Here is a 19,021-nt window from a genome sequence, read left to right as displayed (position 1 = left end):
GCGAAGGCCGGTGACGCCCGTCCCTGGAGGCACGGACGGCACCGCCTTCCTTTCTGTCCGTGCAGGTCCTCAGCGGTGCACTCGGTGCACGTCGGTGACCCAGGTGATGCATCCCGTCTTCTCCTTGAAGGATGCGCCGTAGCCGACGGTGATCTCGCGTTCGAGTTGCGATCCGGGGCGGAGGCCGAAGCAGGAGTAGACGACAGTGATCGTGGCGCCGGGACCCGGGTTGTCGGCAGTGCAGGACCCGACGATGAACTGGCCGTCAGCGGCGAGGGAGGAGCATCCTCCGACGCCGGCCTGCGCGGCCGGGGCTGATCCTAGGAGTGCTGTTGCGGCGAGAGCAGCAGCTCCAGCGGTTGCGGCGATTCTCTTTCCGGTGGCCATGGTGATCCCTTCGTCGGTGAGGCGAGCCGTGGAGTGTGACTCCGGCGCGGCCGGGTCAGGTGGGGCTGTAGGTCACGCTGCTGGCGCCGCCGAAGCACCCGTGGGCTGCTGTGAAGGACATGCCGCTGTTGAGGGTGACGTAGACGTTCCGTGAGTCGCCGATATGACAGTCGACGATGAGCTTGAGCTGAGCCCCAGGTCCGGGATTTGGTGGAGTGCAACTGCCCGTGACGTACTTGTTCGGCGCTCCCCAGGCCTCGTCATGAAGCCCGAGTGAGGTGCAGTGTCCGATGCCCGCAGCCTCTGCCGGTGGTGCTGCAGCGACTGCTCCAACCGTTCCGACTCCGATGCCGAGGGCCACGATGATTGCTGAGGATCTTCTGAACATGGTTGTCCTCCTTCATCCGGTGCTTGCGATGTGGCGGGTGCAGGGGTCTATCGACCATTGAGCAGGGTTTCGTCGCAGCCCTTGTTCTCCTGACCCGTCTCGGTGTAGCCGGTGGGTGTGCTGATGGTGACGTCATTGATGTACCAGACGTAGTGGCCGGCGAGCTGTGAGGAATAGTTGACGCGGATGCGGCCCTTCTTCTCGTGGATCTCGGCGCCCGCGGTCAATGTCGCCTTACGGCCGGGTTCGACGTGGATCGTCGAGGCATTGGTCTCCGTGATCGTGTGGTTCCAGTTGTATTCGCCGGACAGACCGCCGGTGAAGAAACTCTTGACCGCACTGGCAGATCCACCGATCGACCCCCCGGAGGACCACGATTCACTGCCGGTCAGAGCCTGATCGATCACGCCGCGGTCGGAAGTGCAGTTCGTGACGGTCTCACCCACGGCTTTCCAGTCCTTGTAGGTGTTGCTGCTCTCCTCCTCGAAGGTGCACCCGTCGAGGAACATCGTCCATCCGGTCCCACCATGATTCCAGCCTGAGCCGTCGCAGTCTTCCTGGAGCTGCTGGATGGTGGGCGGTTCCTCAGCTGATGCGGGGGACGCCGGGGCGATCGTCGCCAGGCTCAGTGCTGCGGCGGTGGCGATGATGCCGGTTCGTGCGCCGATCTTCGTCATTCGAGTGGTCATGATCTACAACTCCCCTTGGCCGATTCTTCGTGGCTGCCTTCGTCGGCAGTGGTTCCACCCTGCTCCGATCCGCGGTCGGAGTGAAGGCCGGCGGTGAATCGTTGGACGTTCGGCTAATCGTGCATCGGTGACCCTAGACTCGGGATGGGGCACCAGCTACGTAGAGGTAGGCAGCAACGCGATGGATCAGCTCAGTGATCACTGTGAGGAACTCGTCGAGGCCCTCACCCGCACCGACGTCTTCGCCGCGACAGCGGAGGGCGTATGGCTGTCCGAGCGGTATCGGGAGATCGTTCCCGCGATCCTGCCGGATGTGCTTCGATGTCTCGACACGGGAGACCCGCTGGCTTCCACCAGCGTCGAGGCAGTCCGGCAATCGGCGAGGACCATGCTGACGGCCGACGTCCCGCTCCGCACCGTTCTCCACGGCGGGATTCCTGCACTGCGCGTGTTCACCGCCTTCCTCCAGAGCCGTCATTCGCTGATCCCGGCCGCTCGGATGGCTACCCTTCTGGGGCGAGCGTCCCTCGTGGCGACGGAATTGGCAGCATGCTGGGCCGCGAGCTGGGCCAAGGGTGTGGAACGACCATCGGACACCGGGAGCTGTCGTGACGGGAACAGCCCCGAGAGCGCTCCGAAGAGAGTGAGCGTGCCTGCGGCTCGGAGCAGTCCGGTCGCTATCGGAGCTGATGAGGTCCTTGCTGTGATACCGGTTCCTGGTCAGCTCGAACAACCGGATCTCGACATGGTGCTCCTGGCTGCCCAGGGCCGATCGAACGAGGAGATCGCACAGAAAACGGACTACAGTACGCAGGCGGTGAAATGGCATCTCGGCCGCGTGATGCGTGAGTGGAAGGTCCGCAACAGAGCGAGCCTCGCGACTGCTGCGCTCCTGAAGGGCGTGATCCGGCCGCGTCCCGCTCTCACCAGGACGCGCTTCCACGACCCTTCGTCCGAGCCGCTCGATGGCGGTAGCACCGCCGAAGACTGAGCTGGGGCACCCTCCGCCACGCCGGCGGTCGGTCCGAACCACCGAAGACCAGGTCCGCCTACGCCGACGAGGTCGACGACCGCGAGTCCCGCTGAACGGAACTGGGCAGCTGCTCCTCGCCGGCTGAGTGTTCGCCCGGAAAGTGGTGAAGGGTTGGTTGCAGTGCTGTCCAGGCGGTGTCACCACTCGACGATGCGGCCTACGGTCGAAGGGATTGCCCGATCACCGACACCGCAGAGGACTGGACCATGCGACTTCCCGCGCACGAGCGACGACAACAGCAACGCCGACGACGAAGCCGCAGCGTACGACGGCATGCTCGGTCTCCCCGAGCCCTCGTACTGGCAGGTGGCATGGCAATCGCCATCACTGTCTCGTCCTGTGCGACCGGGGGCGAGGACAACTGGAACTCCACCGCTGTCGGAGACGACAAGAGCATCGGAGCGCTCGACCTGCGCAGCGTCCTTCTCGTGACCGACGCCGAGGGCGCGCCTGCGAGGATCCTCGGAACCTTCGAGAACACCACCAGCCGGCCGATCGAGTTGACGATCAGCGACGATGACGAGGAAACACGTCTCACCGTCGCTGGGCAGGGAAGTATCGCGCTCGACACGACGGAGACGCTGCTCCGGACCTCCGGTGATGCGCCAGGCGCCCGGACGACGCTGATGGCAACCACTGCCGACGGATCCGTGGACCTGCTGGTGCCCGTCGTCGACGGAACGCTGGACCCCTACCGGCCCTATCTCCCGGACTGACCACCGACGGCAAGCCGGCTTCCGCCCTCAGCGTCCGGGACGCCGGAGGCGACGGCGGTCGACCCCCCAGTGCCCCGGCCGTCCCCACCGCCGGATCTGACGGTCGACAGCGATTGACGTTCGAAGGAAACACGACCATGACCTCGCAGGCCGATCTCGAACTCGTCCGGGATACTCTCGTGGACAACCTCCTGACGATCTTGGGAGCGGCTGCACCGGTATCCCGACAGACATCCGTCCGCACTTCTCCCGGGACCCGTCAGGTCCTTCTGTGTGCAGCTGTCGCGGATCTCGAAGCGATCGACCACCACCTTCATTCGACCCGGGGTGATCCGCGAGGGAGATGCTAGTGCGGGCGGTTCTCGTCGTGGCGCGCTCCCCGGATCCGGTCGAGGGTCATCGCGTCGCACCGTGCAGCTGCTGCCAGGCGCAAGCAGACGGCACTGATGGTGAGGAAGAACAGCGCCCGGCGATTCCGTCACCGGCGATCGCCGCCCACAGCCAGACGCCGGCGATCATGAACCAGACCACGGTCCCCACGTTGGCTCGACCACTCCTCGCGCCGGCCGCTGATGTCCTGCCCCCGATCTCACCGATGCTGCCCAGCCTTCCCGACCGGGCACAAGCCCTGCACGTCGACCTTGCCGTTCATCGACAACGTCCAGAGCGATCATCGACACTGATGTGTGCCCTGGTCGTGCATCGCGCCAGGGTCATCCGCACAACTACTCCCGGCCCAAGCCGCCACACTGCTCCGTAGAACGGCTCGGAAAGGAAGGGCGCATGGACAACTACTGGACCATCCATGTCATCTCGACCATCGTCTGGGCCGCACTGAACGCCTACCTGGCCGGACGCAACAACCGCTCCCGCCCGGCCTGGTTCGTGATCTCCCTCCCCCTGGGCGTGATCGCGACCCTGCTCATCGTCATCCTGAGACCCCTGCCGGCAGGACGGTCCACCACGACAGCCGCTCGCCCGCGCTCGAGCCGTCCCCGGCCCAGCGACACCACATGATGCGGAGTTCGTGCTTCACGAAGGAGCCAGCAGCTTCCCGATGATGTCGGCGCCAGCGTGCGGCGATCTATCGGCCGATGACCCCTGCTGGATGGGCAGCTCCGAGAGGTGACCTTGATCGAGAGCCCCCCGGGTCGCCTGGTCCACCCGGCCGGAAGCAGCAGCGGCGCCGTCGGCCCACGGTGTCGTAGGGTCCGGACCAGTGGCACCCAGCGCATTTCCGAGTGCGCTGTCACGGAGCACTGGCTCCTCTGACTGGTCGGTGTCAGGTTGCAGGAGGGGAGTGTCCGAGTCGACTGCTCGCGCTCGCCGCAGCCTGAGCCACAACGGGTCCCAGGCGGGGGACATCCTCATCGCCGATCCGTTGTGTCGGGAAACCGAGACCGAGCGCTGCTACCAAGCGTCCGGAGTGGTCGAACACGGGAGCGCTGATCGACCCGACGTCTTCGTGGCGTTCGCCGAAAGCAGCAAAATAGCCCTGAGCGCGGCCCTCGTCGGCCTGCGCCCTCAGCCGGTCGAGGCTTTCAGGAGTGGATGCAGTGAAGCGTTCCAGTTGATGGGCGCTCCCGTCACCCAGCTCGTCCCACGCTTCGTCATCGTAGGCAAGAAAGATCTTTCCCGGAGCCCCCGCGTGGAGGGGCATCACCATACCGACCATAAAGGGCCGCATCACGACGTGCCTCGTCTCGGCCACTGCAACGATCGTTCGGTACGCGCCGTCGCGGATGTACAGGGAAGCAGTTTCCCCGGTCTGATCACGGAGTTCCTGGAGAACCGGCTTGATCAAGCGCACGATGTCCAGACCGACCGTACCCGGCGTCGCCCAGCGCACGAGGCCGATGCCGATGCGGTAGCGGTCTCCTTCACGGTCGAGGAAACCCTCATGCACCATGCTCTGCACCAGACGCTGGCACGTACTCGAAGGAAGTCTCGTCGCTCGAATGATCTCCTGGAGTGTCGGTTCGGGTCGCTCGATCGAGAAACAGTCAAGGATGGTCGTGACCTTGCCGAGGACGAGAAGCGGCGACGCTCCCTGCGGTTTCTGAATCACCACCACACTCCTTTGGATCTGCTGAATCGGCGCGCCTAACTGTACCTTCCGCCGGAGCGCGCCCTTCCGTCCGGCTGATGCGTGATGGTTGACACAGCATGTTGAGACCCACAGTATGGGTTGTACGCCCACATCGTGGGTTGCACACATCACAACGAGGTGGAGTAGATCATGAGCATTTCGCACGTCACAGCGGAGACCGAAACCGAGCCGAAGCGTCCGGGGTCATCCCGCGTAGGCCTGATCGTGCCGAGTTCGAACACCACGATGGAGACGGAACTCCCAGAACTGTTCCGTCGTCAATCGGAGGCCACGGGCCACAGGTACACCTTCCATTCGGCTCGGGCCGGGATGAAGAACGTCAACCGCGAAGAACTGCTCGCCATGGTCGGTAAGGCTGCTGGGTGCGCCGAAGCGGTGTCGGACGCCGACGTCGACGTCATCGCCTACGCCTGTCTGGTGGCAGTCATGGCGCAGGGTCCCGAGGCGCACCTGGAATCCGAGCGGGTGATCGGCGATGCAGCGGCGGGAAACGGCCACCCGGCTCCGGTGACCAGCAGTGCCGGCGCCCTCGTTCGGACTCTGCAGGAGATCGGCGCCACGAAGGTTGCCATGATCACGCCCTACATGAAGCCCCTCACCGGGATGGTCGTCGACTACATCCAGGGCTCGGGGATCACCGTCCTCGACGCTACGAGCCTCGAGGTCGACGACAACCTCGCCGTAGGCGCTCTCGACCCCGAGAACCTGCCTGACATCGCGCGTCAGCTCAAGCGCGAGGGCGCCGACGCGATCGTCCTGTCCGCCTGTGTCCAGATGCCCTCCCTTCCCGCCGTCCAGGCTGTCGAGGACGAGCTCGGTTTGCCGGTGATCACCGCAGCGACGGCGACCACGTACGAGATCCTCAAGGCTCTGGGACATGAACCGGCCATCGCCGGCGCTGGCCGCCTGCTCGCGGGAAGCCTCATCATTGCCTCTTCGACGGTCTAGGCGTTCCCATGTCGATGTCCCTCATCGCTTTCGCAGTCCTCATCGTCGCCTTCGCCGTCGGGTCCTTCACACGGATCAATGCGGGCCTCATCGCGACCGTTGCCGCATTCGGGGTCGGAACCCTCCTCGCCGGGCTACCCATCGCCGACGTCATCGCTCAATTCCCCTCCGGACTGTTCTTCATCCTGGTAGGGGCGACCCTGCTCTTCGCCATCGTTCGGATCAACGGCACCATCGATCTGCTGGCGTATTGGGCTGAACGCCTCGCCGGCGATCGTAGAGTTCTCGTGCCGATTCTGATGTTCCTTCTGACCGCCCTCCTCGCGTCGGCAGGAGCCTTCACGCCGGCAGCCATCGCCATCGTGGCCCCCGTGGCTCTCGCCCTCGGCACGCGCTTCGGTATCAGCACCCTCGCCATGGGGCTCGTCGTCGTTCAGGGCGCCAATGCCGGCGCTTTCTCACCCGTGAATCCCTTCGGTGTTCTGGCGAACGTGATGCTCGACGATGCCGGCGCCTCCGCTGATTCCCTCAAGCTCTACCTCTACTGCTTCGTCTTCAACGCCGTACTCGCCGCTCTTGCCTACATCCTTGTGCAAGCAATCATGCGACGCCGCGAGCTGAGGAAGAACGACCACGAAACCCTCCGCACCGACGTCGACGCAGCAGCAGCGGACTCGGCCGGGTCGGGTGGCCCATCAGTGGGCGCCGACACCGAGTTCGAGTCCGCTGGTACACGAGTACGACGTGATACAGCGCTGGCCGTGCCGGAAGAACCTGTCGCCACCGGGCCGATCAAGGTCGCCGTCACCCCTATGCGCGTCCTGACCCTGCTCGGGATCGTCGCACTCCTGGTCCTCACCACTGTCGCGGGCCTCGACGTCGGCGTAGCCTCGCTCATCGTGGCCCTGGCCTTGATCTGCATCGACCCAGGAGTACAGAAACCAGCGGTCGAGAACATGCCCTGGTCCGCGATCGTCCTCGTCACCGGCATCGTCACCTACGTCGGGATGCTGGAGGAGATGGGCGCCCTCGAGGAACTCCAGTCCGGGATCGCCAGCCTCGGCAACAGCTCGGCTGCAGCACTCATCACGAGCTACGTCGTTGCCATCGTCTCCGCCTTCGCCTCCACCACCGGCACACTCGGAGTCATCAGCCCCATCGTGACCCCCATCGCCATAGACCCTCTCCTGACACCCATCGGCGTCGTCACGGCGATCGCCATCAGCTCGTCGGTCGTGGATGTCAGCCCCATGTCGACCAGCGGGGCACTCCTCATGGCAAGCGCCCAACCCAAGGACGAGCGGCTCTTCTTCCGAGCACTACTCCTCTGGGCCATCGCCATGATCGCCATCGTTCCCGTCCTCGTCTGGTTCGTCTTCGTCCACCTCGGGCTGGGCTAGACACCTCGGGACGAGAGGTCCTTCACCCCACCTGTACTCGGCGAGCCCAAAGGCAGGCCTCAGTGGATGGAAGAACGCCAGAAGCCTCGACCTGGGACCGGGTCGGGGCTTCTGGCATGAGTGGCCCCCCGTCGCGACCGAGGTGCAACCGTGCATCCGACCGCCGTCGGCGACCCTCGCGGAGGACGAAGCTCCCTGAGAAGGAGAACAGGCCGGCCGACACGCCAGTTTCTACGACTTGTAGAGAAGGTTACGATGATCGCAGGAGGAGGACCGATGAACGGCCATCAGAACATGACACCTACCTCGCGTCTCGTGCGGGGTTGGCTCAGTGCTGCCATGGCCACCTTCCTCGCTGCCGCCTCCCATGCCGCCGCCGGAGGCACCGTTCCCCTGGTCGCCGTCGTGGTGTCCCTCGTGGCAGGGGGGCTCGTCTGTGTGATCCTCGCCGGACGCCGGTTGACCCTCCCGCGCGTCGTCTTGGGGGTAGCAGCCAGCCAGCTGGTCTTCCACGGGCTCTTCGGCATGTTCGCCACATCCGGCGGGAATCCGGATGGCGCCGTCGCTGCGCCGCATCATCTGCACGGCGCAAGCACACTCATGGCTTCGCCGGGTCTGGCGCACACCCCGGAGGCGAGCGGGATGAGCGCCCTGATGCTGCTCTCGCACCTCCTCGCGGGCGTCGTCGGCGTCGCTCTGATCCGCCATGCAGATCACCTGTGGTGGGCGTTGCTCGCCATCCTCTGCGCGACCATCGACGCGATCATGGTCGTCGCCCGCCGCGTTCCCATCGCCGACGCCCGGCGCCTGATGGCGTTCGGTGACGGCTCGCCCTTTCTCTACGACCTCCTGCACTGCGACACGCGTCGCCGGCTGAGGGGCCCTCCCCTGCTCGGGATCGCCGTCCCCTGACCACGCGGCCGATCGATGCCCCTGGGCCTCGATCGGAACGTCCTCCTCTCCCACGTACCGAGTGGGCGGGGGCATCCTGGGCGGCGCTCCGCAAACCATCGAACCGGTCTTCAGCGCAGACTTCGTGGACGTCGGTACAGCAGCCAAAGTCGTGGACCAGTCATCGGTGCACCGACGTGCAGGAGAACCAGGCCTTACCGGCGCCACGCTGACGCAACCACTCGACGACCTGGCCGACGGCCCGTTCATCGTGCACCGCGGGTCCTGTCCCGGATCGACGTCGATGGCCGGTTCCCGTCCGACAACACCCCGATGAGCTCGAGCCGCTGCCCGAGTGGACCACGCCCCGTGGCTCCCCGGTTCTCGTCACCCTTCCCGGCGGCCGGAACGGCAGCCTCATCCGGGGCACCCCTCTTCATCGCCTGATGGTCAGCGCCGGGCCCACCCGCGCCGACCCCGTCACCAAGGACCACCATGAATCGTTCATCAGCAGCATCATCATCGGCACGGCAGACCGCTCAGCGCGTACGCCTCGACCACGAACGGGGGGCGAAACGCTCCCGCCTGCTCCTGCGCTGGGGCATCGTCGGAGGCCTCGCAGCCCTTCTGGCAGTCGTCGCCGTCGTCATCGTCGCCACGAGCCGGGCGGGCATCCCGACCGCCGGTCCCGCACCGGCCTACGGCAATCAGTACGGGGGCATCACCCTCACGTCTCCCACCCAGCTCATACCCGGGGAGGACCGCGACGTCGACGCCGAGACCGTCGCCCTGCCTGACGGGACCAGCGCGGCGACCATCACGCCGGGCGGGGTCACGGACCCCGGAGGACAGGGACCGGTCCCCGTCATCGCCTGGGTCGACGTCAACTGCGTGCACTGCGCGGACTTCGAGAGCGCCTACGCGGAGCAGATCCGGTCGTGGCTGCAGAACGGCGACATCACCATGGAGTACCGCACCGTCGCCTTCCTCGACCGGAATTCGACCACCGCCTACTCCTCCAGGGCAGCCAACGCGCTCTCCTGCACAGCCGAAACCTCTCCCCAGGCGTACCTGCCGTTCCTGGCAGCCCTGTTCGCGAACTTCCCGAACGGAGAACTGGACAACAGCGACCTCGCCTCCCACGCGGAGGATACGGGGGCCGAGGACATCACAGCCTGCCTGGAGGAGGACACCTTCCGTCCGTGGGTGAGCTTCGTCAGCAAGAGCGCATCAGCCGATGGGATCACCGGCACCCCCACGGTGTACGTGGACGGCAAGGAACTGGCCTCCCCCGCCGACTTCGAATCAGCAGTCACCACCGCCATCGCGGCCCGCAATGACTGAGCCGGGATCCCAGCAGCAGGAACAAGGGCCCGCGGCAGAGCAGGCGGAGCCGGCTAAAGGACAGGTGCAGGTCGAGCGGACCGTCGTCGTGACCGCAGGGGGGACCGGGACGAAGGGCCGGCGCCCAGCACCGGAACGGGCGGTCCTGCAGGTCGTCCTGGGTATCGCGGTTCCCCTGGGACTGGGGGCGACGATCCTGGCCATGTACGTCACGGAAGCCCTGACCACCTATCGGACGACGATCCTCGATCCCGGTGATTTCGTCGTCCACGCCCGCCCCCTGGCCCGCGTGCTCCAGGACTTCAGCGCAGCGTTCACCATCGGCTTGCTCCTGCTGTGCTCGGTCGCCCTGCCCGGCGCCGAAGCGAACAGGGCCATCATCGGGTTCGCCCAGTGGAAGGCCCTGAACTGGGCGTGGCTCTCCTCAGGTGTCTGGTTCGTCTCGTCGGTCGCATCCCTGGTGTTCATCGCGGCGGACACGGCAGGCCAACCGATCAACACCGAGGAATTCTTCCCGCTCTTCATGTTCTTCATCACCGAACTCGATCTCGGCGAGATCCTCCTGGTCGCCCTGCTGGCCGTCTTCCTGCTCGTGACGTTCCTGCCCATGGTGCGCTCGAGCACCGGGGCCGGCATCATGCTGGCCGTAGCCATGATGGGGGTTCTCCCGCTGGCGTGGGCCGGACACGCGGCGGGCTCCGACGATCACGGCAACGCGGTCAACTCCCTCGCCCTGCACCTGGTCGGGGTCTGCGTGTGGGTGGGCGGTCTGGCCGCGATCCTGCTGCTCGGCTTCCGGCTCGGCACGGACACAGGTCGGGTCCTGCGCCGGTACTCGACCCTGGCCCTCCTTTCCTTCACCGCGGTCGCGTACTCAGGGATCATCAACGCCCGCTTGCGCATCGGCCCCTGGGAGAACCTCACCACACCTTACGGGCAGCTGATCGTCGTCAAGATCCTGGCCCTGGGGGTACTCGGACTCGCCGGCTGGTACCAGCGCCGTCGCATCCTCCCCCGCCTCGACGAGAACCCGGAGGATCGCCGCGCCCTGACTCTGTTCGGGGCATCCGAGGCCGCGCTGATGATCCTGACCATCGGGATCTCCGTGGGCCTCGCCGCCAGTCCCCCACCTGTACCCCAGGGATCGATCGCCGACGTCGACCTGCGGCGGTCCCTCCTGGGCTATCTCTGGCCCGAGCCGCTGACCATTCCCCATTTCCTCGGAGCCTGGCACCCGGACTGGGTGGTCAACCTCTTCATCGTCGCGGCCGCCATCGCCTACATCCGTGCCGTGATCATCCTGCGCCGCAGGGGAGATCTGTGGTCGCTGCCTCGGACCGCCGCGTTCCTCGCGGGATGCGCCCTCCTCATCTGGCTCACCAGCGGCGGCCCGGCCGTGTACGGGAAGACGAGCTTCTCCGGGCACATGATCCAGCACATGGGCCTCATGATGTATGCGCCGATCCTCCTCGTCATCGGTGCGCCGATCCTCCTCCTGCTCCGTGCCACCCCTGCACGCACGGACGGCAGCAGGGGCCTGCGTGAATGGACGCTGTGGATCTTCACCTCCCGCTACAGCCACTTCCTCACCAGACCTCCCGTGGCAGGCTTGCTGTTCATCGGGAGCCTCATCGGGTTCTACTATTCGCCGGCCTTCGAGTTGTCCCTGTCCACCCACCTCGGGCACGTGCTGATGTGCATCCACTTCATCCTCACCGGATACCTCTTCGCCTGGGTACTCATCGGGACAGACCCCGGCCCGGCGCGTGCACCGTTCCCGTTCCGCCTCATCATCCTGCTGGCCACCATGGCGTTCCATGCCTTCTTCGGGCTGTCCCTGCTCAACGGCACGGAGATCCTCGCACCCGGGTGGTGGGCGGATCTGCAACTGACGAATCAGGAAGCGCTCCTCGCCGACCAGCAACGAGGAGGAGCCATTGCCTGGGGTGTCGGCGAGCTGCCCACGCTGCTCCTCGCACTGGCGGTCGCCGTCGCGTGGAGGAAGGACGACCAACGCCGCGCACTCCGCGAGGACCGCGCCGCGGACAGGAACGGTGACGCCGCCCTCCGCGCCTACAACGACCATCTTCACCAGCTGCACACGGGAGCTCCCCCAGCACCACCGGAACACCCCTGACGGGTCGTCGCCCGGGTATCGGTGCCTCCGCAGGCCGGCCGGCGCCTCCACGGGATCGGTCACCCGACGCTCCCCGCCCCCGCCCCGAGGCGGGGGCGGGGGGCGGGGGTGCGATCGGCTAGGACAGGGCAGGGGTCGTGCAGGACGACGGCAGGACGACGGCGTCGTCCGTCCGGACGTCGGGGACGGAGCCGGCCCACGCATTCATCGCTTCGAGGACTGCCCGCAGGTCGTAGCCGATCGGGGTGAGCTCGTACTCGACCCGTGGTGGGATCTCGGGGTAGACCGTGCGGGTGACGATCCCGTACGTCTCGAACCGGCGCAGCCGGTTGGTCAGCGTGTGCGCACTGATACCCGGTAACGCGTTCTTCAGATCCGTGAAGCGCAACGGTCCGTTCAAGAGTTCCCGCACGACGAGAGTTGCCCATGGGCCATCAAGCAGTGTCAGGAACCGGGCTATCCCGCACTCGGGCCACACCTCCGGCGTGAACGACATGGATGGTCTCCTTCCAGTGCAGTTGACGTAACCAATGCATCATATGCACTAATGGGCGCATGACCTTCATCATCCACGGAGCGACCGGCGCCCAGGGCGCTCCCGTCGCTACCGCACTCCTTCAGGCAGGCCACTCCGTGACCGCCGCCGTCCGCAACCCCCAGACCTACCAGCAGGGCCCCGCCGTCGCCATCGACCTCTCCAATGCCGCAGCACTCGCCGACGCGTACACCGGCGTCGACGGGGTCTTCGTCCACCTGCCCCTCGGCTCGCCCGGGCAGCAGCTCGAACTGGCCCGGACGATCATCGCCGCCGTGGACGAAGCCCGGCCGGCCCGTGTCGTCTTCTCCACCAGCGGGTACGACCTCGGGGAGGGCGAGGACAGCCCGCACGGTGTCCTGATGCGCGGCCTGCTCGATACCGGCGTGTCGACCGCGATCATCGCCCCGCGCCTCTACCTCGAGAACCTGCTGCTGCCACCGGTGATCGCCGCCGCCCGTGAGCACGGCGTCCTGCCCTATCCGATCCGGGCCGATTATCGCGTCTCCTGGAGCTCGCATCTCGACGTCGCCGACGTCGCCGCGCAGCTGTTCGACCGGGTGGACATCACCGGCACCATAGCCGTCGGGGCACGTCCCGGGCTTCTCGGTGATGACCTCGCCGCGGGCTTCGCCGCCTACCTGGCACACCCCGTCCGTTTCGAGTCACAGACGCCGGAGGCCTTCGGCGACTCACTGATCCCGATCTTCGGGGGCGACGCCATGACCCCCGTCATCGACTCGTACCGTGCGCGGTCCACCCAGCAGGATGACGTCATCGACGCGAGCCGCAGTGCGCAGACACTCCTCGGGCGTCATCCGCGCTCCGTCGAGGCATGGCTCCGCGACACGAACGCCTGACCCTCACGGCTCGGATTCCACCCAGCCGATGCAGCGCACGACGCCCACGCCCGGTCGACCTCCCGAGCGGCGGGTTCGCCCGCCCTCAGGCGTCGAAGTGTGTCTCGGGGAGTTGCTGGCCGATCGATGCGACCACGGCGGCCGCGATCTCCGCCAGTTTCACATTGCGCCCGCTCGAGGCCGCCTTGAGGATGGTCATCGCGGTGTCGTGGCTGCAGCGGTTCTGGCCCATGATGACGCCGGCCGCCACGTCGATGGTGGTCCGGGAGCTCATGGCGTCCCGGAGCTGCTTCCCGGTGTCGGAGAGGTGGGCCACGCGCACGGCCAGGCGCAGCGACTGCGATGCCTCCCGCGCCAGATCGCTCACCGCGGTGATCATCGCGTCATCGAAGGCTCCGGGCTGCGGGGAGTACAGGTTGAGGCCGGCCGCCGCGAAGCCGTCGAGGGGGATCGGCACACCGAGGGCGGATCTCAACCCGTGTCCGGCGACCGCCTTCGGGTACTCGCCGAAGCGTGATTCCTCGCGGAAGTCCGTGACCACGTAGACCTGACCCTCCCGGGCGGCGCGGATGCAAGGGCCGTCGTCGAACTGGTACTGGATCTCGTCCATCAGCCGGGCCTGCTCGCTGCTGCTCGCCACCGTGCCCTTGGACCGAGGCCTCAGCAAAGTGATCCCACACAGCATCTCGGTACCCTCGGAGGAGAGCCTGTCGGCGGCGAGCCCGGCCAGGCCATCGAGGAACTGGTGGATGTCGGGGCTCTCGAGCACCATGTCCTGCAGCATCCGCGGCAGGCTGACCTCACCAAGGATCCTGTCGTCAGTCATCACAGCGCCTTCCCTCACCTTCGGGCCACGTCCGCGCGGTCCGCTGAGGTCACGCTACCGGGCCGGGTCGCTCCGACGGAAGGCTGGGATTTCCGCCCCGGACACGTGGGCACGCTGTACGACGCCGACGGCGCGCCCGCCCTGGACGGGGCGGGCACGTGCGCGGTACGACGACGGCGCGCCCACTGCGGACGGACCCGGGACCGGTCCGACTAGGAGGCGCGACCCGCCGGCGTGAGGCCCCCCGAGCAGGCGGCGCCGGGCTCGCGGGTCTGCTCACCCTGGATGTACTTGTCGAGGAAGGTGGCGAGACGGGCATCGTCCGCGGAGTCGACCTTGAGCTGGAGGCCCCAGGCGCTGGCCGCGATCGGGGTGTCCAGGTCGGGGTACGGGCTGAGCAGCACGTAGGACCGGGTCCCCACGAGCTCCGTGAGCTTGTCGATCTCGGCCTGCCCGATCTCCGGGTCGTACGTGATCCAGACAGCGCCGTGCTCCATCGAGTGGACGGAGTTCACGTTCGGCACGGGCTCGGTGTACACACCGCAGTTCGTCCAGATGGGATTGTGGTCCCCACCGACGGGTGGGGCCTGGTCGTACTCGACCTCACCCTCGACGTGGTTGAAGGTCACGTCCGGGTACTCCTGGATGCCTTCGATGGGCTGGGACGCCGCCGCCTCGCGCTCCTGGTTGACCTGGACCTGGTTCACGATCACCAGGGTCACGGCGATGATGACGGCCAGGATCACGGCACCGATCCCGCCGAAGATGAGGGCGTTGCGCTTGCGCTCACCGGCCCGCTGCTCGGCCTGGATGGCGGCCAGGCGCGCCTGGCGGTCCTGGTTCTCCTGTGATCGCTTCTTGTTCAACGGTCGTCCTTCAGTGCTGGGGGTCTGCGGCAACGGCCGCGGATCGGGTGGCGCCGGAACCCAATGTACCGGCGGGTGCTGCCAGTCCCCGAACCGGCGGGCGCGCGGGTCGGGTCGACGGTTCGGTCAGAGCTTGTCGAGCAGGGACTCCATCAGCGTGATCTCCGACTGCTGCCCCGACTGGATCTTCGATGCGAGGTCGCGGACCTGGTCGGTGGTCCCCAGCTCTGCCCCTGCCTTCGCCATGTCGACGCCTGCGACGTGGTGGGTGATCATGAGCTGCAGGTAGAGCCGCGCGGCGTCGTCCCCGGAAGCGGACCTCAGCTCGTCGAGTTGCTGCTCGGTCGCCATGCCGGGCATCCGGCCGTCCGCTTCGAGCATCGAGCCGGACCCGTCCGACTGCCCCATCTGCATCCCGCCGTGATCGCCGGAGGCGCCGGCCATCCACTCCATCCGGGGTTGGGTGCTGCTCTGCGACAGGCCCCACTCCTCCAGCCACGCGTACATCTGGCCCGCCTGCTGCTGCTGCGTGGTGGCGATGTCGTAGGCGACCGCCCGCAGCGTCTCGTCGTCCATCTCGTCCCGGACGATCATGGACATCTCGACCGCCTGGTGGTGATGGACCTGCATGTCGCGGGCGAAACCGGCATCGGCACTGGTGGTGCCCGGATGGGTGGGCGCGGCGGACAGGCGACCTGCCGAGAAGGCGAGGGCGAAGAGCGCGACGACGGCGAGCGCGGACAGGGCGAGGAGAACGCGTTTCTGCCAGCCCGACAGCGAGATGTTCATGGTGTCCTTGGATCGGTGGGGTGCCGGTTGACCACCGTACGGCATGCTGCTGGACGTTGCCGCAGAACGGCCGTCGAAGCAGCGGAATGAAATCGCCACTGGTCCGGTTATACCCCCCGAGGGTATAGTCGAGAGCATGCGAGGACCACGATGACCACGGAGACCCGTGCTGAGAACACCGCACCCCACGGCTACACCGCCGACAAGGAGGCCTACCTCAAACGCCTGCGCCGGATCGAGGGCCAGGTGCGCGGTATCGCTCGGATGGTCGACGAGGACAAGTACTGCATCGACATCCTGACGCAGGTCGCCGCGGTCAACAAGGCGCTGCATGCGGTCTCCATGGGCCTGCTCGAGGAACACATCTCGCACTGTGTCGTCGGCGCGGCACAGGAGGCGCAGTCCTCCGGTGACGACACCGCCGTCCAGGACAAGGTCCAGGAAGCGACGGCCGCCATCGGCCGTCTCCTCCGCTGACACCCCACCCGCCGGAAGAACCCGGCACCCCACCCGACTCAAGGAGAACACCATGACAACGACCACCATCGGCATCACCGGGATGACCTGCGGCCACTGCGTCAGTGCCGTGAAGAGCGAACTCGGGGGGCTCCCCGGCGTCGAGACCGTCGACGTGGACCTCGTCAACGGCGGTACGTCCACCGCCACCATCTCCTCCTCAGCACCACTCGGTGCCGACTCGATCGACGCCGCCGTCGCCGAAGCCGGCTACACCGTGGTGCCGTCGGAGGCCTGAGATGGCCGCGCAGCAGGCCCCGCTCCGGAACCCGGGATCGGGAGGGGCGGGCATCGCCGGGGAACAGCGCGTCGTCGAACTCTCCATCCAGGGCATGACCTGCGCCTCCTGCGTGGGCCGCGTCGAGCGCAAGCTGGGCAAGCTCGACGGCGTCGAGGCGAGCGTCAACCTGCCGCTCGAATCCGCCGTCGTCCGGGTCCCCCCGAGCGTCAGCGACCAGGACCTGATCGACACGGTGGTCGCCACCGGGTACGGCGCCCACGTGGTGCGGCCCGAGCACGACGGCGAGGGCGGTCACGACCACGACCACACGCCGTCGCTGCTGGGCGCCCGCCTGACCCTCGCGGCCGTGCTCTCCGTGCCCGTCCTGCTGATCTCGATGGTGCCCGCACTGCAGTTCGCGAACTGGGGCTGGGTGGTGTTCGCCCTCTCCCTGCCCGTCGTGACGTGGTCGGCGTGGCCGTTCCACCGTGCGGCCGCCGTGAACGCGCGCCACTTCGCCTCCACGATGGACACGCTCGTGTCCATCGGCGTCACCGCCGCATTCCTCTTCTCCGCCTGGCAGCTCCTCGCCGACCCGACGCTGACGCAGCACGCCGGCATGGCCGGTATGGACATGACGGAACACTCGCTCTACTTCGAGGTGGCCGCCGTCGTCGTGACCTTCCTGCTGCTCGGCCGCTTCCTCGAGGCGTCCGCCAAGCAGCGGGCCGGGAACGCCCTGAAGTCACTGCTGAGCCTCGGCGCCAAGGAAGCACACGTGCTCCGCACGGTGGACGGCGAGCGCACCGAGGTCACGCTTCCCGTCCACGCGCTGATTCCCGGGGACGAGTTCGTGGTCCGCCCGGGCGAGAAGATCGCGACCGACGGCGTGGTGGCCGAGGGCCACGGTGCCGTGGACACCGCACTCCTGACGGGCGAGAGCATCCCGGTGGAGGTGGCTCCCGGTGATGCGGTCACGGGCGCGACGATCAACACGTCCGGCAGGCTCGTGGTCCGCGCCACGCGCGTCGGCTCGGACACGGTGCTGTCCCACATGGGCCGCCTGGTCAGTCAGGCGCAGAGCGGCAAGGCGCGGATCGCCCGCCTCGCGGACCGCATCAGCGCCGTCTTCGTGCCCGTGGTGCTCGTGATCGCCGTCCTCACCTTCGTTCTGTGGCTCGTGCTCACCGGGGACCTGGATGCGGCCTTCACCGCGTCCGTGACCGTGCTCGTCATCGCCTGCCCGTGCGCCCTCGGACTCGCGACCCCGACGGCGCTCCTCACCGGCACGGGGCGCGGCGCCCAGCTCGGTATCCTCATCCGCGGCCCCCAGGTCCTCGAGGACACCCGCACCGTGGACACCATCGTGCTCGACAAGACCGGTACCGTCACCACGGGAACCATGGCCGTGGACGACGTCGTCGTGCTGGCGGACCTGCCCGCGGCCGCCCTGCTCGGGCTCGCCGGAGCGGTCGAGGCGCAGAGCGAGCATCCGATCGCCCAGGCGATAGCCCGGCACGCAGCCCGGGCAAGCCGGCTCCCCGAGGCCACGGCCTTCGCGAGCGCACCCGGTGGCGGCGTGCGCGGGACGGTCGACGGCGTGACCGTCACCGCCGGGCGCGCCTCGTGGCTGGAGCGCAACGGCATCCGCCCGACCGCCGACCACCTCGCAGCGTTCGCCGCGGCTGAAGGGACGGGCACGACGGCGGTGTGGGTCGCCGTCGACGACGCCGTGGCCGGATTCATCGCCCTGTCCGACACGGTGAAGGACGGCTCCGCTGCCGCGATCCGGCGGCTGCGTGACCTCGGGCTGCGCCCGGTCCTGCTGACGGGTGACAACCGCGCCGTCGCGCTCCAGGTCGCAGCGGCCGTGGGAATCGACGCCGCCGACGTCCACGCCGGCGTCACGCCGGAGGGCAAAGTGGACGTGGTTCGGGATCTTCAGGCGGCAGGGGCCACGGTCGCGATGGCCGGTGACGGCGTGAACGACGCCGCGGCCCTGGCGCAGGCCGACCTGGGTATCGCGATGGGCTCCGGCACCGACGTGGCCATCGAAGCCGCCGACCTCACGGTGATGGGGAACAGCCTCGAGCAGGTGGCTCAGGCCATCGAACTCTCACGGCGCACGCTCGGCACCATCAAGGGGAACCTCTTCTGGGCGTTCTTCTACAACGCGGTCGGCATCCCCGTGGCGGCGTTCGGCCTGCTGAATCCCATGCTCGCCGGGGGCGCGATGGCTGCCAGTTCCGTCCTCGTGGTCCTCAACTCGCTCAGGCTCCGCCGCTTCGGGCGGTAGCCCGCGGCGCGGCCTCCCGGTGGCTGCTCCGGGCGGCAGGCCCCGAGCGGGGGCGGGCAGGCGTGGGGTA

General features: G+C 67.4%; 20 protein-coding genes. 12 read left to right on the top strand and 8 right to left on the bottom strand.

The window, feature by feature from the left end:
• Window positions 1–69: 69 nt before the first annotated feature.
• Genes ASF21_RS02930 through ASF21_RS02925 form a run of 3 tightly spaced genes read right to left on the bottom strand, consistent with a single transcriptional unit; the run spans window position 70 to window position 1,464 of the window.
• Complete coding sequence (locus ASF21_RS02930; RefSeq protein ID WP_055766552.1) at window positions 70–387, bottom strand: hypothetical protein; 318 nt, start codon at window positions 385–387, stop codon at window positions 70–72.
• Between the two features lie 55 nt (window positions 388–442).
• A complete protein-coding gene (locus ASF21_RS16690) occupies window positions 443–775 on the bottom strand; it encodes a hypothetical protein (protein ID WP_157365708.1) in 333 nt (110 codons plus the stop codon).
• Window positions 776–822: 47 nt separating this feature from the next.
• Complete coding sequence (locus tag ASF21_RS02925) at window positions 823–1,464, bottom strand: hypothetical protein (RefSeq protein WP_157365707.1); 642 nt, start codon at window positions 1,462–1,464, stop codon at window positions 823–825.
• 181 nt (window positions 1,465–1,645) lie between these two features.
• Between ASF21_RS02925 and ASF21_RS02920 the strand changes: the two genes are divergently transcribed.
• The 3 genes from ASF21_RS02920 (at window position 1,646) to ASF21_RS02910 (ending at window position 4,230) form a co-directional block, all read left to right on the top strand.
• Window positions 1,646–2,455: a helix-turn-helix transcriptional regulator gene (locus ASF21_RS02920; protein ID WP_055766546.1), complete on the top strand. Its 810-nt coding sequence runs from the start codon at window positions 1,646–1,648 to the stop codon at window positions 2,453–2,455.
• 353 nt (window positions 2,456–2,808) lie between these two features.
• The gene (locus ASF21_RS02915) at window positions 2,809–3,213 is read left to right on the top strand and encodes a hypothetical protein (RefSeq protein WP_055766543.1); all 405 of its coding nucleotides are present in this window, start codon (window positions 2,809–2,811) and stop codon (window positions 3,211–3,213) included.
• 783 nt (window positions 3,214–3,996) lie between these two features.
• Window positions 3,997–4,230: a hypothetical protein gene (locus ASF21_RS02910; RefSeq protein ID WP_055766540.1), complete on the top strand. Its 234-nt coding sequence runs from the start codon at window positions 3,997–3,999 to the stop codon at window positions 4,228–4,230.
• Window positions 4,231–4,495: 265 nt separating this feature from the next.
• On the opposite strand, the gene ASF21_RS02905 is transcribed toward ASF21_RS02910, so the two are convergent.
• Window positions 4,496–5,284 (bottom strand): IclR family transcriptional regulator, encoded by a 789-nt coding sequence (locus tag ASF21_RS02905; RefSeq protein ID WP_162237502.1) that lies wholly within the window; start codon window positions 5,282–5,284, stop codon window positions 4,496–4,498.
• A gap of 243 nt (window positions 5,285–5,527) precedes the next feature.
• Here ASF21_RS02905 and ASF21_RS02900 point away from each other — a divergent pair, with 243 nt between their 5' ends.
• From ASF21_RS02900 to ASF21_RS02875, 5 genes are all read left to right on the top strand, one after another.
• Window positions 5,528–6,271 (top strand): Asp/Glu racemase, encoded by a 744-nt coding sequence (locus ASF21_RS02900; RefSeq protein ID WP_414826613.1) that lies wholly within the window; start codon window positions 5,528–5,530, stop codon window positions 6,269–6,271.
• A 14-nt stretch (window positions 6,272–6,285) separates the two neighbouring features.
• Window positions 6,286–7,671, top strand: a complete 1,386-nt coding sequence (locus tag ASF21_RS02895) for an SLC13 family permease (protein WP_235498631.1) — start codon at window positions 6,286–6,288, stop codon at window positions 7,669–7,671.
• A gap of 276 nt (window positions 7,672–7,947) precedes the next feature.
• The gene (locus tag ASF21_RS02890; protein WP_055766531.1) at window positions 7,948–8,583 is read left to right on the top strand and encodes a hypothetical protein; all 636 of its coding nucleotides are present in this window, start codon (window positions 7,948–7,950) and stop codon (window positions 8,581–8,583) included.
• A gap of 474 nt (window positions 8,584–9,057) precedes the next feature.
• Window positions 9,058–9,906: a DsbA family protein gene (locus ASF21_RS02880; RefSeq protein WP_055766524.1), complete on the top strand. Its 849-nt coding sequence runs from the start codon at window positions 9,058–9,060 to the stop codon at window positions 9,904–9,906.
• On the top strand, window positions 9,899–12,043 hold the full coding sequence (locus ASF21_RS02875; protein WP_082471188.1) for a cytochrome c oxidase assembly protein: 2,145 nt from the start codon (window positions 9,899–9,901) through the stop codon (window positions 12,041–12,043). The genes ASF21_RS02880 and ASF21_RS02875 overlap by 8 nt, the downstream gene beginning before the upstream one ends.
• A 118-nt stretch (window positions 12,044–12,161) precedes the next feature.
• Here ASF21_RS02875 and ASF21_RS02870 read toward each other — a convergent pair whose 3' ends face one another.
• Window positions 12,162–12,539 (bottom strand): winged helix-turn-helix transcriptional regulator, encoded by a 378-nt coding sequence (locus ASF21_RS02870; protein ID WP_055766518.1) that lies wholly within the window; start codon window positions 12,537–12,539, stop codon window positions 12,162–12,164.
• Between the two features lie 59 nt (window positions 12,540–12,598).
• Between ASF21_RS02870 and ASF21_RS02865 the strand changes: the two genes are divergently transcribed.
• Window positions 12,599–13,438, top strand: coding sequence for an SDR family oxidoreductase (locus ASF21_RS02865; RefSeq protein ID WP_055766516.1), 840 nt, complete (start codon window positions 12,599–12,601; stop codon window positions 13,436–13,438).
• 85 nt (window positions 13,439–13,523) lie between these two features.
• On the opposite strand, the gene ASF21_RS02860 is transcribed toward ASF21_RS02865, so the two are convergent.
• From ASF21_RS02860 to ASF21_RS02850, 3 genes are all read right to left on the bottom strand, one after another.
• On the bottom strand, window positions 13,524–14,264 hold the full coding sequence (locus tag ASF21_RS02860) for a GAF and ANTAR domain-containing protein (RefSeq protein ID WP_055766513.1): 741 nt from the start codon (window positions 14,262–14,264) through the stop codon (window positions 13,524–13,526).
• Between the two features lie 212 nt (window positions 14,265–14,476).
• Window positions 14,477–15,130, bottom strand: a complete 654-nt coding sequence (locus tag ASF21_RS02855; RefSeq protein WP_055766510.1) for a DUF3105 domain-containing protein — start codon at window positions 15,128–15,130, stop codon at window positions 14,477–14,479.
• A 126-nt stretch (window positions 15,131–15,256) separates the two neighbouring features.
• On the bottom strand, window positions 15,257–15,919 hold the full coding sequence (locus ASF21_RS02850; RefSeq protein ID WP_055766507.1) for a DUF305 domain-containing protein: 663 nt from the start codon (window positions 15,917–15,919) through the stop codon (window positions 15,257–15,259).
• A gap of 150 nt (window positions 15,920–16,069) precedes the next feature.
• On the opposite strand from ASF21_RS02850, the gene ASF21_RS02845 reads away from it, so the two are divergent.
• The 3 genes from ASF21_RS02845 to ASF21_RS02835 are packed head-to-tail and all read left to right on the top strand — an operon-like array spanning window position 16,070 to window position 18,951.
• Window positions 16,070–16,396 (top strand): metal-sensitive transcriptional regulator, encoded by a 327-nt coding sequence (locus ASF21_RS02845; protein ID WP_055766504.1) that lies wholly within the window; start codon window positions 16,070–16,072, stop codon window positions 16,394–16,396.
• A 52-nt stretch (window positions 16,397–16,448) separates the two neighbouring features.
• Window positions 16,449–16,673 carry a heavy-metal-associated domain-containing protein gene (locus ASF21_RS02840; RefSeq protein WP_055766500.1) on the top strand — a complete coding sequence of 75 codons (225 nt, stop codon included), beginning with the start codon at window positions 16,449–16,451 and terminating at the stop codon, window positions 16,671–16,673.
• A gap of 1 nt (window position 16,674) precedes the next feature.
• Complete coding sequence (locus ASF21_RS02835) at window positions 16,675–18,951, top strand: heavy metal translocating P-type ATPase (protein WP_082471187.1); 2,277 nt, start codon at window positions 16,675–16,677, stop codon at window positions 18,949–18,951.
• The last annotated feature ends 70 nt before the right edge of the window (window positions 18,952–19,021 follow it).

The sequence above is a fragment of the Arthrobacter sp. Leaf234 genome (genome assembly GCF_001422665.1).
Taxonomy (GTDB): Bacteria; Actinomycetota; Actinomycetes; order Actinomycetales; family Micrococcaceae; genus Arthrobacter_D.
Note: the sequence above shows the minus strand (reverse complement) of the source record. Positions and strands in the feature narration are given on the sequence as shown.